Below are 14,747 nucleotides of genomic sequence, written 5' to 3'. Positions count from 1 at the left end.
TTTTGTTTGGATTTAGCGGTTTTTAATTGTTGTTTTTTCTAACAATTTTTTATATTGCTTGCAATAACTTTCGTATTTCTTTTTTTCAATTTCAATTTTGGAACTTGCAGCTTTTTGTAAGAAGGATGGATTGTTTAAAATGGTCTCACTTCTTTTAATTTCTTTAAGAAGGGTATTTTTTTGTTGTAAAAAATTACTTTCAAATTTGGTTTCATTAAGTTTGTCGAGAGTTTTGCGGTCAATATAAAGACTTAAATTTTTTTCAATTAACCAAATAGTTTTTTTTGAATTAGTAACTTTGTTAGTAATTTTAATTTGAAAAGTTTTGAAAAATTTTTCTAAAGCTTGTTGCAAACTTACAAAATCTTGGAGGGGTGTTGAAGATTGAGATACAATTTCTAATTCTAAATTTAATTTAAAATTGATATTGGATTCTTGTCTTAAATGACGTGTTTTAATAATTAAGTTTTTAAGATTTTCAAAATCAGTTAAGGCATCTAAATTACAATAAGAAGTTTTTTGCAAAATAGTTTGAGTAATGTTAGTTTTTTTGTCAAAATTTTCATAAAGAACATCAGTTACAAAAGGTATAAAAGGATGTAAAAGTTGCAAAATGTATTTTATCATATAAACTAAAAATTTTTGACTGTTGTACAGGTTTGTTAAATTGGAGTTGTTCTGATCTAAATCGTGTTTGGCAAATTCTAAATGCCAATTAGCAAAATATTCCCAAACAAAGTGATATAAAATTTTTCCAATTTCTTTTAATTCATATTTTTGATATAAAGTTGTTACTTTTTGAGTTGTTAAATGCAATTGTGTTAAAAGAGCTTTTTGGGGTAAAGACAAAAGATTGATATCAAAATCGGTGTCTAGGGTGTTGGTTTTTAATTTTATAAAACGACTAATATTCCATAATTTATTAATGAAATTCCAAGATGAAGCAACTTTAGTCTCATCATAGAATAAATCAAATCCAGGAGCAGCGTTAGTAGTTAAAAACCATCTAAGAGCATCAGTACCATATTTGGCAACAACTTCTAAAGGATCAACACCGTTACCTTTTGATTTAGACATTTTTTTTCCTTTGTTATCTCTTACTAAACCATGTAATAAAACATCTTTAAAAGGGTCTTTTTGGGTTAATAAAATACTTTGAAAAACCATTTTTGATACCCAAAAAGTTAAAATGTCATAGCCCGTTACCAAAACATCAGTAGGAAAGTGGTTTTGAAATAAAGGAGTGTTACAATTAGGCCATCCCAAAGTACTAAAAGGCCACAAAGCAGAAGAAAACCAAGTATCCAAAACATCACAATCAAGGTTCCATTCTGGACCAGGACTTTCTATTTGAACCTTAATTTCTTTTCCTTTGTGCCAAGCAGGAATTTGATGACCCCACCATAATTGACGCGAAATACACCAGTCTTCGATATTTTGGAGCCAATTATTAAAAATATTTTTAAAACGAAGCGGAAAAAAATTGATTTTATTTGTTTTTAAAGCATTTTGGGCGATGGCTTTGGTTTTTAAAAACCATTGTAAAGAAAGGCGTGGTTCAATGATAGAATCAGAAATACTCGAATATCCTACTTTATAAAGGTGGATTTCGGTTTTTGTGAAAAATCCTTTTTTTTTAAGAGTTTGCACTAACTTTTGACGGCAGACAAAACGGTCTAATCCTTGATATTGCAAAGCTAGATCGTTCATAGTGCCATCTTCATTCATACATAATAAAACTTTTAATTGGTGTCTTTTAGCTACTTCGAAATCATTAATATCGTGTCCAGGTGTCACCTTTACAACTCCCGTACCAAAATTAATATCTACGTAATTATCACTAATAACAGAAATTTGGATGTTAGTATCAGGAATAAAGACTTTTTTGCCAATAAAAGATTGATATCTAGGGTCGTTAGGATTTACCATTAAAGCTTGGTCGGCAAACATGGTTTCAGGGCGAGTGGTTGCAATTTCTAAAAAAGAAGAAGCAAAAGAGCCATTAGACAAATTGGAATTAGTTGTAAAATCAACCAAAAAATATTTAATATAATATAATTTTCCTTTGGTTTCATGGTAATTTACTTCTACATTAGAAAGGGCTGTTTTAGTTTTGGGGTCCCAATTAATAATTTTATAATCTCTGTAAATTAATTTTTGTTGGTATAATTTGATAAAAACTTCTTGAACTGTTTGACTCAAATCAGGATCAAGAGTAAATTTTTCAAAATTATAATCGAGATGAAGACCTAAAACTTGCCATTGTTGCCTAATATTTTGGGCATGTTTTTCTTTCCACTGCCATGCGTATTTTAAAAAAATTTCTTTGTTTAAAGTTTTGTTCAAAAGACCTTCTTGTTTTAATTGTTCTTTAACTTTATTTTGAGTGGCAATTCCTGCATGATCCATCCCAGGCAAAAAGAGCACGTCAAAGCCTTGCATTTTTTTAAATCTTATAATAATGTCTTGAATAGTGTTATTCCAAGCGTGTCCCAAATGAAGTTTTCCTGTTACATTAGGAGGTGGAATTACAACAGTAAAAGTTTTTTTGGTGGTGTTTAGATTAGAACAAAAATATTTTTTTTCTAACCATTTTTGGTATCTTTGATGTTCTACTTTTTTAAAATCATATTTAGATTGCATAAAATTAGCTTCTTTCTATTTTCTTTTTTTATGGTTGAAGTTTTTAAGTTTTAAAAGTTTTTTGGATTTTGGAAATTTTGAAAATGTTTAAGCGGTTTGGAGTAAAAAAATTTATTTTTTTGCAAAGTGAAAAAGTTGAAAAAACAAAAAAGTACAAAAAATAAGGAAATCCTTTTTTTAATCATTGGCATTTGAATCCATTAATTGACTTAAAAAAAGTTTTAATTCTTCCAGCCCTTCTTGTTGTTTTGACGAAATCAAAAAGAAATATTTAATTTGGGAAAAGTGATTAACAAGCATTTTTAATTGTTTGGGTACAAGACTTTTTTTAACTTTATCTTTTTTAACGAATAACAAGACCACCTCAAAACCCGCTTGCAAAAGAACTTGATGGATTCTGTCGTCTTCTTGAGTAGCACCTACTTTAAAATCAATTAGCTGAAAGATTGCTTTGAGATTAGAAGTTTGTTCCAAAAAAGCAATAATCATCGGTAATAACTGCTTTTTAATTTCTTTACTTTTTTTAGCATAACCGTAGCCAGGAGTATCGATCAAATAAAAAGATTCATTAATGTCATAGTAGTTTAGGGTGATTGTTTTGCCAGGAGTTTTAGAAATTTTAGCTAATTTTTTTTTTTGAGTTAAAGCATTGATGAAAGTACTTTTGCCAACGTTGCTTCTGCCCACCAAAACAATTTCGGGTTGTTTTTTCAAAGGAATATATTTAAAATTGACAATACTACTCACAAAAGTTGATTTTTTAATCATTTTAGTTTTTCCTTTTCTTTTTGCTTTTACCTATAATTGTTTGCGATTGGTGATTTTTGAAGGTGTTTTACAAATATTATTATAACAAATTATTATTTTTGTTGATTTATATTTTGTGATATCGTTTTGTAATAATTTTTTTTTGATAAAATAAAAATAGTGATATTTATAATAATGTTGAATTGATATTTTGCAAAAAAATTAAAAAAACAAATTATTAATTAATAATAAAAAAGGCAAAATGAGGTTTTAAATTTGGAAAAAACAAATAACATACATTTAATTTGGGGAAAACAAAGGTTTTTTCTAGAAAAAAAAATAAAAAAAATAATTAATGTTTGCAAACAAAAAAAATTAGATGTAGTTTATTATTGTATGCAAAAAGATATTGTAACAGAACTTAAAAAAGAACTGCAAAACACTTCTTTAATTGAAAACACATGGAAAAAAGTAATTTTGGTGGATCACAGTGAAATTTTATTTCAAAAAAAAACTCAAGAAATTGCTTTTTTAATTTCTTATTTACAAAATCCTTACAAAAATTTAGATTTATATTTTTTTGCAGAAAAAACAACTAAAACATCTGAAGTTCAAAAAATTTGGGAAAAACATTGTATTTGTAAAACAACAAATAGTTTAGAAAAAAAAGATTTTTTTAAATATATCATGGATGTTTTTCAAAAAGATGGTTTTAAAATTGATACAAAAACTATCCAAGAATTAGCGAGTAAAACTAACTATAATCTTTATTTTTTGCATCAAGAAATAACAAAAATCAAATTATGTCAAACAAATGATAAAAATATAACTTGGCAAATGGTACAAAAAATCAATGCTTTTAAGAAAAATGACAATATTTTTGGATTAATTAATCTTTTTTTAAAACAAAATTATATTGATGCTTATCAAATTTATAAAACCTTGAAAATGCAAAAAATCAATGCTTTTAATGTTATAAATCGATTAACTCATAAAATTAAAGAATTGTTATTGGTAAAAGAATTATTGCAACAAAAAAACAACCCAGAAGAATTGCAAAAAGTTTTGGCAGTTTCACAAGGAAAAGTATTTTTTTTAATAAAAGAAGCAAAATTGATTGAAACAACAAAATTAAATACACTGTTTTTAGATTTAATAGAATTAGAATATAAAATTAAAGAAGGTACCATAAATAAAGATATTGGTTTGGAAATTTTTTTATTGGGTAAGCAAAAGGTTTTTTTGTAATTTTAAAACTAGGCACATAACTTGCAATTTTTTGATGGTAATAAAGATTTTAGGATTTGTGATGAAATTTCTTCTTGAGTAATTGTTCCTTGCCTTAAAATAACTGGTTGAAAAGTGGTTAGATCAACAATAGTGGAAGATATTTTTAAAATTGGATGATAGTTTTTATAAATCAAAGCCACTTTATTGTGATAAATATTAAAAATAGTTTGGTAATCATTTAGTGGAGGATGATTGCTTTGGTTAACAGAAGTGGTTTTTAAAGGACCATTTTTTTTTAAAATTTCCAAAGTTAAAGGATGGTTGGGGATTCTTACTCCTAAAGTTTTTTCCTTTGTTTTAGAAAAATATTTGGAAGTGGTAGGCAGAACAAAAGTTAAAGGCCCTGGCCAAAAATGCAGAGCTAATTTAAGGTTTTGAGGACTAAATTGGACCAATTTTTTTGCTTGTTGTAAAGATGAACACAAAACAACAATACTTTTGTTTAAGGGTCTTTTTTTAATTTGATAAATGTAGTTGAGTCCTTTTTTATCATATAATTTAGCGCCCATACCATAAACTGTATCAGTTGGAAAAATAATAATATCTTTTGGTTTCACGGTGATTCCTTTATTTATCTTTTTTTTCTTAAACAGGTTTTAAAATTGAAAGGTTTTGGTTTTGTAAAATAAATTTCGTAAAAACTAACTTTGGGCAAGTTGTTCTTTTTGGGCTTCATGAATCAAAGGTTCAATAACTAAATCGAGTTTACCTTCCATAATGATATCTAATTTTTGTAAAGTAAGTCCAATTCTGTGATCTGTTATACGATTTTGGGGGTAATTATATGTTCTTATTTTTTCGCTTCTTTCGCCAGTTCCTACTAATTTTTTTCTGTGTGTTTTTTCTTCTTCTTGTTTAATATTTAACATTTGGTTATAAATGCGTGTTTTTAAAAGGGTAAATGCTTTGTCTTTGTTTTCGTGCTGGCTTTTGCCTTCTTGACAAGCAACACTAATTCCTGAAGGTACATGAGTAAGTCTAACAGCTGATTTAGTAGTGTTTACTGATTGTCCGCCAGGTCCGCTAGAATTAAAAGTGTCGGTGCGAATGTCATGCCAATCAATTTTTAATTCTAATTCTTCTGCTTCAGGAAATACCAAAACAACAGCAGTAGAAGTATGAATTCGCCCTTGGGCTTCGGTAGTAGGAACACGTTGGACTCGGTGAACACCTGATTCATACTTTAAAAAAGAATAAATATTTTTCCCAGAAATTAAAAGTTCTACGGAAGAAAGACCGCCTTTGATACTTGGATTTAGATTGAGGATTTCGACTTTCCATTTTTTGCTTTCGGCGTATTTAACATAGGTTCGTAACAAATCAGCTGCAAAAAGATTCGCTTCGTTGCCACCAGCTGCACCTTTAATTTCTAAGACAACATTTTTTTTATCAAAAGGATCTTGGGGTAAAAGCAAAATTTTTAATTTTTCTAAGGTAATTTTTTTTTTTGATAAAATAGTATCTTTTTCTTGTCGTGCTAAAAGTAATAATTCTTGGTCTTGTTCGGTTTCTAAAATAGTTTGAACTTGAATAAATTCGGTTTCTAAATTTAAGTATCGGTTAAAAAGTTCTACTGTTGGTTCTAATTTTGATAAATTTTTAAAAATGTCAATTTTTTGAGTTATATTTTGTTCATTTAACAAAAGTTTTTGTAAATCTTGATATTTTTGTTTTATTTTTTTTAATCTGTCAAGCATATTTACCTCTTTTTTAAAAAAAAGAATTGGGGTAAAAAAATATTTTAATCAAGCAAAATTCTTTTTTTATTCGTTTTTATTAGGTTCGATTTCTGAAAAAAACATATAATCAAAATTAAGCTTAAATTCTCTAATGCCAATTGATCCTTGACGATTTTTGGCAATAATAACTTGAGTGTGCCCAGAAGAATCAGGTTTTTTGTCTTTTTCATAATAGCCTTCACGGTACAAAAACATTACAATATCAGCGTCTTGTTCAATTGATCCTGAATCTCTGAGATCAGCCAAAATGGGACGTTTATCTTCTCTTTTTTCTACATCCCTTGATAGTTGTGAAAGGGCAATGACAGGGATTTTTAATTCACGTGCTATTTGTTTTAAGTTTTGAGAAATTTCTGCTACTTCTTCTTGGCGGTTGTGTTTGTTAGTTTTACGGATAAGTTGCAAATAGTCTATCATTATAATATCAAGTTTGTTTTGACTTTTAAGTTTACGACATTTAGCTTTAATATCTAAAATATTTACCGTAGCTGAATCATCAAAATAAATATTTAAATCATGCATTTTTTCCATTGATATTTCTAACAAAAATTTTTCTTCTCTGTTGGTGTTGCCCAATTGAATTTTTTTGTGTTGTATTTTTGATTGGGTGCTTAACATTCGCATAGCTAATTGTTCATTTGACATTTCTAAACTAAAAATAGCAATATGAGGGGAATGAGAATTGTGTTTAGGGTTAGCAATTCTGAGAGCTAAATTAAGCATAAAAGTACTTTTCCCCATAGAAGGACGAGCAGCTAAAATAATAAATTCTTCGGGTTTAAATCCTAAAGTAATGTTATTGAGATTTTCATATCCAGTTGAAAGACCTACTAAATCTTTATGACTTTTGGCAAGAATATTTTTTTCTTTAATTTCTTTTAACAAAATTTTTAATTTTAATAATTCGTTGGTTTTTTTGTTTTTAGTTAAATTAAAGATTTTTTCTTCCGACAAATCCAAATATTCTTGAACATCAATGTTTTCGTATCCTTTTTGTGCTAATGAAGTTACAGTTTCGATAATTTCTCTTTTTAAAGCAGTTTCCTTAATTAAATCAATGTATGTTCCTATATGTTGAATAGAAGGCATCAAATCAGATAATTCTTTTAAATAATCAATATTTCCTATTTTTTTTAATAATTTTTCATTATCTAAAATAGCACTTACTGAAGAATAATCAATTTGTTTGTTAGTTTCATGCAAAGTTTTCATTGCTCTAAAAATATGTTGGTGATGAGGGCTGTAAAAGTCAGTTTCTTCAATCATATCTAAGGTAAAAGTTATTTTTTCAGGGTTTAAAAGTAAAACTCCTAACAAAGCACGTTCTGCTTCAGGACTTGAAGGAGTATTTTTAGAATAATTTGTCATTTGCTTTTTCTTTCAGTCACATTAAGGAAAAAAGTAGCCTTAATTTGATCAGTTAGAAAAACATCAACAGGATAAATACCAATGGCGATAATTTCACTTTCTAAAGATATTTTTTTACGGTCAAGAGTGATATTATGAACTTTTAAAAATTCTTCAGAAATTTGTTTGAGAGTAATTTTTCCATAAATTTTTCCTTTAGGTCCTAATTGAATATCTAGAGTAATTTTTTTGTCATCAATTTCTTGTTTTAATTTTTGCATTAAAAGTTCGTGATTACGTTTTTGTTCTTGTTCTAAAATTTGGGTTTGTTTAATTACAGCTAAATTAGCTTTGTCTGCTAAAAGAGCTTTTTTATTTTGGATTAAAAAATTGCCATAACCATTATTAACTTTAATAATTTCGTGTTTTTTTCCTTTGTTAGAAATATCAGTTAACAAAATAATTTCCATATTCTTTTCACCTTTTTCATATTCTAATTTTAAAAAATGTTTTAAAGTGTCTGTAACTGTTTTGATATTAGTTCCTTCTAATTGAGTAGCGGCGCTATTAAGATGTCCTCCACCTTCCATTTGTTCCATGATAGTTTGAACATTAATTTCATTGTAAGAACGAGCACTAATTGCTATTTTATTATCTGCTATTTTCGCTATCATAAAAGCAGCATCAACGTTTTGAATGTTTAGAACACTTTCTGCCACTTGAGCTAAAAAAGAACGATTTTCATAAATTTCAGAACTTTGAATAATAGCAAATCTATCCATAAAAATTTCCATTTCAGAAATCAGTTTATTAATTTCTAAAACTTTATCAAAGTCTTTGCGTAACCAACTTTTAACCTCAATTGCATCAGCGCCTAAATCTTTTAATTTAGAAGCTACTTCAAAAGTTCTAGAACTTGTACGGTAAATAAAAGCGTTAGTATCAATTAAAATACCTGCATACATAATGCTTGCTTCAAAAGCAGTAATGTGGACTTCTTTTTCCAAAAATCCCATAACTTCAACAAGCAATTCAACAGTTGAAGAAGCAGATGATTCGACATAAGAAAAAATAGAAGGAATAATTTCTTCGGTAGCGCGGTGGTGATCAACAACTACAATATTGGGCGTTAGCGATAAAAGTTCGGGACTATTTAACATATCTTTAGTTTGGGTATCCAAAACTGCAATTAAGGAATTGTCTTTAATCATTTTGGATGCTTGTTGGGTTGTAATAATATTTAGAGTTTTTTTTGACTCAGTTTTAATTAATTGATGATAAACGGGGATGAGGCTTTTGTCTAATTTTTCTTCATCAAGGATAATATAATTGTTGTTTTCGGGATGGATAGTGGCTGCAATTTTGTAAAAAGCAATTACAGAACCCAAAGCATCAAGATCGGTGTGGGTGTGTCCCATGATAAAACAATGAGGATTTTTTTTCAAAATATCGACCAAATTTTGGGCATTAATACGGGCATGCACTTTGGATTGTTTGCTTAAAGAAGCAATTTTAGCACCAAAATATTTAATTTTTTCATTTTCAATATTAACAACCACTTGATCACCACCCCTTTTTTGGGCTAATTCAATTGCATTTTGACTGTAGGTAGCGAGTTTTTCATATGACAAATTCCAACAAGCAATTCCCATAGAAAGAGTAACTTTTAATTGATATTTGTGAGAAATGTTGCGGATAGTATCTAAAATGCTAAATTTATTTTCTAACATTTTATCTAAATTTTGGCGGTTAAGAAGAAGCAAAAAACGGTCGTCTATCAATTGTTTTAAATAACTTTCATAAGGTTCAATATAATCAGATAAAGCACTTAAATATTCACCTTGTATTTGAGATTGTTCTGAAAGATCATAACGAATTAAGGATTCTGCTAAATTATCAAAAGCAATCATAGCAATAGCTAAGGTTTTTTGTAAAAATAAATGTTTGATTTGTTCTTTTTCGGTAGCATCAAACAAATAAAAAACACTTAAATCTTTTTTATAAAAACATTCAAATTTTTGGTTTTTTAAAGTGATGATGGTTTTGGGAATTGTATCAGAAGTGCTTATTAGTTGTGCCATATTTTCATTAATTTGAGTTAAGGGAGAATTAATTTCAGGATTTTTTAAAATAAAACTGGCATAAGGATTGAGCCACTGAATTTCTTGACTAGAAATATCAATTAAAACAATACCAATAGGAAGTTCGTTGAGCACTTCTTCTCCAATTTGACTTACGTGAAAAGATAATTTAGACCATAAAGAAAGTTTGTTTTTTAATCTTTTAATTTGGGCGTTTTTTTTAATGTGAAGCAAAAAACTGATAATAAAGGATGCTAAAATTATTTTTCCAAAAAAGTTAAAAATGAAAAAAATGATTTTACGACGCATACCGCTCATTTCGCTGGCAGTATTTTTGCTTGGATTTTGATTGTTGGTTAATTGATTAATTGTTTCAATAATTTCTTGAATATTTTGGAAATCAAAACAAAAAAGAATTAAAATCAAAACAACAATTACACAAGCAATTACAATAAATTTGGTGTTATGTTTATTTTTAGAAAACATAATTTTTTTGCCCTCATTTGCATTTGAATAATTAGATAAAATTTATTTTAAATATTTGTAATTAATAAAAAAAACAGGATGCAACCCCTGTTTTTATTGTTGAATAAAAGGAATTAAAGCCATATGGCGAGCTCTTTTAATAGCAATTGCCAATTGACGTTGCCATCTAGCAGAAGTATTTGTTACTCTTCTAGAAAGAATTCTTCCACGGTCAGTAATAAATCTTTGTAAAAGTTCTATGTCTTTAAAATCAATTTTAGTTACTTTGTTTTCAGTAAAAAAACAAACTTTGCGACGTTTTTTAAAAGTATTTTTTTTGTTATTAAATTTCATTTTTAACTCCTTTTGAAATTGAAAATATTTATTATTTTTGTTTTTAGATTTGGTTATGTTATTGTTTTTATTATTTTATATCAGTTAATTTAGGAATTATTTTTAATTGGAATATTATTCATAATCGTTATAAGTTTTTTTTAGATTCTAAGAATTGGACATTGTTACAAAAAACACTAGTTTGCCAATTAGTTACACCGTCTTTTTCCCAAGTTTATACTCTAATACTTCCTTCAACACCTATTAAAGCACCTTTAGAAATATATTTTTCAAATTTTCAGCTTGTTTACCAAAAACAGTACAATTGATAAAATTAGTTTTTTTTCGCTAGAAGAACTTACAATTTTATTAACTGCCAAAGTAAATTTAACAACATAAGTACCACTATTAGTTTTTTTTAATTCTGGGTCTTTGGTAATACGACCTATCAAAATAACTTTATTAATCATATGAATTAAATTTCTTATTCTTTATCTTTAATAACGATGAATCTAATAATTTCTTCAGTAATTTTGACAATACGATTAAATTCTAAAACAGCATCATTATCTGCTTTTACCATTAACCAATTGTAATATCCTTTTTTATGATTATCAATAAAATAAGTTAGGTCTTTTAATCCTATTTCTTTTTGTTCCAAAATTTGGTTTGGGGCTTGTAAAAAAACATTTTGCAAAGTATCATTAATTTTTTTAACGTATTTGTTGTCTAAATTGGGGCGTAAAATATACATTATTTCGTATTTTTTCATTTTTTCTCTCCTTATGGCCTACGCGGTCTTTATCTCTAAATTGTAAAGACAAGGAATAAGCATTTTATTTTCTAATTTATAAGACATTAATATTATAACAAAAAAATATTTTTTTTAGTTAATTAGATGACAAAACTGTAATATTTATAGGTTTTTTTAGTTAAAGATATTATTTTTTTATCAAGAAATAAAAATTTATTGATATTTATTAATTGTGATTTATTTGTTTCGATAAAAAAAATTCTAACATAAAACAAAAAATGAAAGTAAAAAAATATTCTAAATTAATCAAAATATTATTTTTCTAAAAAATAATTTAGATACAAATACAAACAGAAAAGCAAGAAATGTTTTTTTAAAAAAGTTTTTAGTTATTTACCTTTAAATTTATTTTGCAATAATGTTTGTGCTTATAAAAAAATGATAATGAAAAGTTAAAACCTTAATTAGGTGCAATGTAAAAAAAATATAAAATATAAAAAATATCAATCATTCTCCAAAGGAATAGGCAAAATCAAATGAATAGAACTATCTTTTTCTAAAGTAGTAATAATAAATGGTTTTAAGGGATTATCAAAATAAAAAACTACTTCTTTAACTGATAAAACTTTTAAAACATCTTCTAAATATTTAGCATTAAAAGCAATTTGAAAACTATTTGCACTAACTTTTAAAGGAATAATTTTTTCCAAAGCAGTTCCCAAACTTTCACTAGAAGACGAAATTTCAATTGAATTTCGTTCAGTTAAAATAAATTTAATAACATTGGTATTTATTTGTTCTTTGTAAAACAACAATGAAACTCTTTCTAAGGCTTTCATTAAATCATCTTTATTTAAATGAATGGAAAAAGGAAAATTTGTAAGTTTAATTTCTTGAATTTGGGGATAATTCCCTTCTAAAAGTGAAGTTTGAAACCATAAATTATCAATTTCTAAAAAGATTTTTTGAGCATCAGAATAAATTTTTAAATGTTTACTTTGGCAATGTTCTAATATTTTGCTTAATTCTTCTAAACTTTTATTAGGAATGACAATATTAAAATTGTGATATTTAATATCTAGATTAATTTTTTTTTGACTCATTCGAAAAAAATCAGTAGCACAAGCTTTTAAAAGATTGTTTTGATAAATCAAGTTAAGTCCCATTAAAATAGGTCTTTTTTCATTTTTAGAAGTAGAAATATTTACTTCTTTAATTATATTTTTAAAAAAATGAGTTTCGATTTGAAAAAAATCTAATTTTTGGAAAGAAAAATCAAGTTCTAAAAAATTACAAACATCCATTAATTTTAATTTATATTCACAAAAAATAGTTTTAATTACTAAAAAATTATTTTCCATTACAGTAATTTTAATTAAAGAATCATTAATTTTTTTAATTATTTCAATAAAATATCTTCCTAAACAAGCAATTTTACCTTGTTTTTTAATTTTTAAACTTTTATCTTTAATTTCTATTTTAATTGCAATATTACCATTATTAGCTTCTAAAATTAATTTATTTTCTTGTGTTTGGATTTTGAGAGCATTAAAAATAGGAAAAAAAGTTTTTTGGGGTAAAATTTTTTGTATTTTTAAAAGTTGTTCCAAAAAAATATCTTTATTAATTTCTAAATACATTTATTAAACCTCATTTATCTTTTTGTTGTAATAATTTTTTAAATTGTTTGTTATTATTTGTTTTATATATTTATTTTAATATTTTGCATTTAACTTTTATTTTTTTATTATTAATATTTTAAAAAACAGAATAAAATAAGTTAAAAATCTTCAAATATTTAAAAGATGCTTTTTTAAAAATATAGATATTTTATTAAGAATTAATTTTTTTCAAAATAAGTTCTAATGATTTTTTTAATTCATAATCACTTTGAGAATTTTTTTTAATTTTTTGATAAGCTTTAAAAACTGCAGAATGGTTTCTTTTGAAAAAACTACCAACAATATTATAAGGAATATCTTTTAATTCTTTGATTAAATAAATAGCAATATGACGTGGAAAAGTATATTTTTGTTGTCTTTTTTTACTCATTAAATCACGAACTGAAATATTGAAAAAATTACTAACAACTAATTTAATTTTTTCCAAAACATCTTCATCATAAGAAACACTTTTTTTGCTTTTAATCAAAAGTTCTAAGGCTTCATTGGCAATATTAATATCAATATCATAGCCAAAAGTTTGGGCATAATTCAATAATCTTAATAAAGCTCCTTCCATTTCGCGAACATTATTAACAAAAGAAGAAGCAATCAAATCAAGTACATCTTTTTTTATTTTCAAAGTATTTTGTGGTTCAAATTCTAATATTTTCTTTTTCAAAATATTGAGGCGATGATTAAAATCAGGACTTTGAATATCGACCATAAGACCAGCTTCAAAACGCGAAGTTAATCTACTCATAATATTTTTTAGTTCTGAGGCTTGTTTATCACTTGTTATTACAATTTGTTTTTGATTTAAATAAAGATAATCAAATAATTTAAAAAACTCCATTTGAGTTCTTGTAGCGCCTGCCATAATTTGAATATCATCAACTAATAAAAGATCAATATCACGGTATTTTTCGTTAAAATCTTCCATTTTGGCTTTTCTTAATTGATTTGTAAACTCTTCAATAAAACCGTCAGCTTTTACATATAGAACTTTTTTGGATGAATGTGTGTTTTTCAAAATATGATTTCCTATTGCCTGAATTAGATGAGTTTTTCCAATTCCTGATTTTCCAAAAATGTAGAGTGGATTTGTGGTTACCTTTTTTTCTTCAGCAATTTTTTTGGAAATTTTAAAGGCAAAATTATTACTTTTTCCCACAACAAAATTATCAAAACTATATTTTGGATTAGTATTTCCATAATTGTATTTGTTAAAACTTATTTTTCGATTTTCAATTTCAACATTTATGTTATCATTATATCCATTTTCAATTTGTTTTATTTCATTTTTTCTAAAATGTTTATTATTTTTAAATTCATCATTATTTTCAATTTTGCAAAAAAAAATTTCAGTTTCATTTTTTAATTCTTTTTTAATATTTTCAAAATGTTTTTTTTCATTATCAAAATTACAATTTTTTTTATTATTTTCTGAAACGAATTCTATTATAATTTTTTCTTCAAACTTTAATTTATTTATTTCTTTAATTTTTTCAAAATACATTTTATATATTTTATTTTTAATAAATTCAGTTTCTACTGAAATTATAATTTTTTCTTCAATTTGTTTTATTTTTTTAATATTTGAAAATGTTTCTTTAAAAACTTCATCACTGTAAATTTTTGATAGTTCATTTAAAATTACATCCCAAATTTTAATATAATTATTCAT

At 25.8% G+C, this 14,747-nt stretch carries 12 protein-coding genes; 1 reads left to right on the top strand and 11 read right to left on the bottom strand.

The genetic code is table 11. From position 1 onward, the window contains the following. Window positions 1-12: 12 nt before the first annotated feature. Window positions 13-2,643: a valine--tRNA ligase gene (locus AYWB_RS00060; RefSeq protein WP_011412296.1), complete on the bottom strand. Its 2,631-nt coding sequence runs from the start codon at window positions 2,641-2,643 to the stop codon at window positions 13-15. 177 nt (window positions 2,644-2,820) lie between these two features. Continuing rightward, window positions 2,821-3,411, bottom strand: coding sequence for a ribosome biogenesis GTP-binding protein YihA/YsxC (yihA, locus tag AYWB_RS00055; RefSeq protein ID WP_011412295.1), 591 nt, complete (start codon window positions 3,409-3,411; stop codon window positions 2,821-2,823). Between the two features lie 255 nt (window positions 3,412-3,666). On the opposite strand from yihA, the gene holA reads away from it, so the two are divergent. Beyond that, on the top strand, window positions 3,667-4,638 hold the full coding sequence (gene holA, locus AYWB_RS00050; protein WP_011412294.1) for a DNA polymerase III subunit delta: 972 nt from the start codon (window positions 3,667-3,669) through the stop codon (window positions 4,636-4,638). Between the two features lie 8 nt (window positions 4,639-4,646). On the opposite strand, the gene AYWB_RS00045 is transcribed toward holA, so the two are convergent. The 9 genes from AYWB_RS00045 to dnaA all read right to left on the bottom strand — a co-directional run bounded on the left by AYWB_RS00045 (window position 4,647) and on the right by dnaA (window position 14,747). Then, window positions 4,647-5,237: an L-threonylcarbamoyladenylate synthase gene (locus AYWB_RS00045; RefSeq protein ID WP_011412293.1), complete on the bottom strand. Its 591-nt coding sequence runs from the start codon at window positions 5,235-5,237 to the stop codon at window positions 4,647-4,649. A gap of 84 nt (window positions 5,238-5,321) precedes the next feature. Beyond that, the gene (gene prfA, locus AYWB_RS00040; protein WP_011412292.1) at window positions 5,322-6,377 is read right to left on the bottom strand and encodes a peptide chain release factor 1; all 1,056 of its coding nucleotides are present in this window, start codon (window positions 6,375-6,377) and stop codon (window positions 5,322-5,324) included. 66 nt (window positions 6,378-6,443) lie between these two features. Beyond that, window positions 6,444-7,787 (bottom strand): replicative DNA helicase, encoded by a 1,344-nt coding sequence (gene dnaB / locus AYWB_RS00035; protein ID WP_011412291.1) that lies wholly within the window; start codon window positions 7,785-7,787, stop codon window positions 6,444-6,446. Further along, on the bottom strand, window positions 7,784-10,333 hold the full coding sequence (rplI, locus tag AYWB_RS00030) for a 50S ribosomal protein L9 (RefSeq protein WP_011412290.1): 2,550 nt from the start codon (window positions 10,331-10,333) through the stop codon (window positions 7,784-7,786). Before rplI ends, dnaB begins: the two co-directional genes overlap by 4 nt. A gap of 93 nt (window positions 10,334-10,426) precedes the next feature. Beyond that, window positions 10,427-10,666, bottom strand: a complete 240-nt coding sequence (gene rpsR, locus AYWB_RS00025; protein ID WP_011412289.1) for a 30S ribosomal protein S18 — start codon at window positions 10,664-10,666, stop codon at window positions 10,427-10,429. A 269-nt stretch (window positions 10,667-10,935) separates the two neighbouring features. Further along, complete coding sequence (locus tag AYWB_RS04095) at window positions 10,936-11,115, bottom strand: single-stranded DNA-binding protein (RefSeq protein WP_011412288.1); 180 nt, start codon at window positions 11,113-11,115, stop codon at window positions 10,936-10,938. Between the two features lie 14 nt (window positions 11,116-11,129). Further along, complete coding sequence (rpsF, locus tag AYWB_RS00015; RefSeq protein WP_011412287.1) at window positions 11,130-11,417, bottom strand: 30S ribosomal protein S6; 288 nt, start codon at window positions 11,415-11,417, stop codon at window positions 11,130-11,132. Window positions 11,418-11,902: 485 nt separating this feature from the next. Beyond that, window positions 11,903-13,039 carry a DNA polymerase III subunit beta gene (dnaN, locus tag AYWB_RS00010; protein WP_011412286.1) on the bottom strand — a complete coding sequence of 379 codons (1,137 nt, stop codon included), beginning with the start codon at window positions 13,037-13,039 and terminating at the stop codon, window positions 11,903-11,905. Window positions 13,040-13,232: 193 nt separating this feature from the next. Continuing rightward, window positions 13,233-14,747, bottom strand: a complete 1,515-nt coding sequence (gene dnaA / locus AYWB_RS00005) for a chromosomal replication initiator protein DnaA (protein ID WP_011412285.1) — start codon at window positions 14,745-14,747, stop codon at window positions 13,233-13,235.

This window comes from Aster yellows witches'-broom phytoplasma AYWB (assembly GCF_000012225.1).
In the GTDB taxonomy this organism is placed as follows: Bacteria; Bacillota_I; Bacilli_A; order Acholeplasmatales; family Acholeplasmataceae; genus Phytoplasma.
Note: the sequence above shows the minus strand (reverse complement) of the source record. Positions and strands in the feature narration are given on the sequence as shown.

Bases quoted from the DNA above. Each gene is read 5' to 3' on its own strand.
- AYWB_RS00060 (WP_011412296.1), bottom strand. From the start codon at position 2,643: ATGCAATCTAAATATGATTTTAAAAAAGTAGAACATCAAAGATACCAA.
- yihA (WP_011412295.1), bottom strand. From the start codon at position 3,411: ATGATTAAAAAATCAACTTTTGTGAGTAGTATTGTCAATTTTAAATAT.
- prfA (WP_011412292.1), bottom strand. From the start codon at position 6,377: ATGCTTGACAGATTAAAAAAAATAAAACAAAAATATCAAGATTTACAA.
- dnaB (WP_011412291.1), bottom strand. From the start codon at position 7,787: ATGACAAATTATTCTAAAAATACTCCTTCAAGTCCTGAAGCAGAACGT.
- rplI (WP_011412290.1), bottom strand. From the start codon at position 10,333: ATGTTTTCTAAAAATAAACATAACACCAAATTTATTGTAATTGCTTGT.
- rpsR (WP_011412289.1), bottom strand. From the start codon at position 10,666: ATGAAATTTAATAACAAAAAAAATACTTTTAAAAAACGTCGCAAAGTT.
- AYWB_RS04095 (WP_011412288.1), bottom strand. From the start codon at position 11,115: ATGATTAATAAAGTTATTTTGATAGGTCGTATTACCAAAGACCCAGAA.
- rpsF (WP_011412287.1), bottom strand. From the start codon at position 11,417: ATGAAAAAATACGAAATAATGTATATTTTACGCCCCAATTTAGACAAC.
- dnaN (WP_011412286.1), bottom strand. From the start codon at position 13,039: ATGTATTTAGAAATTAATAAAGATATTTTTTTGGAACAACTTTTAAAA.
- dnaA (WP_011412285.1), bottom strand. From the start codon at position 14,747: ATGAATAATTATATTAAAATTTGGGATGTAATTTTAAATGAACTATCA.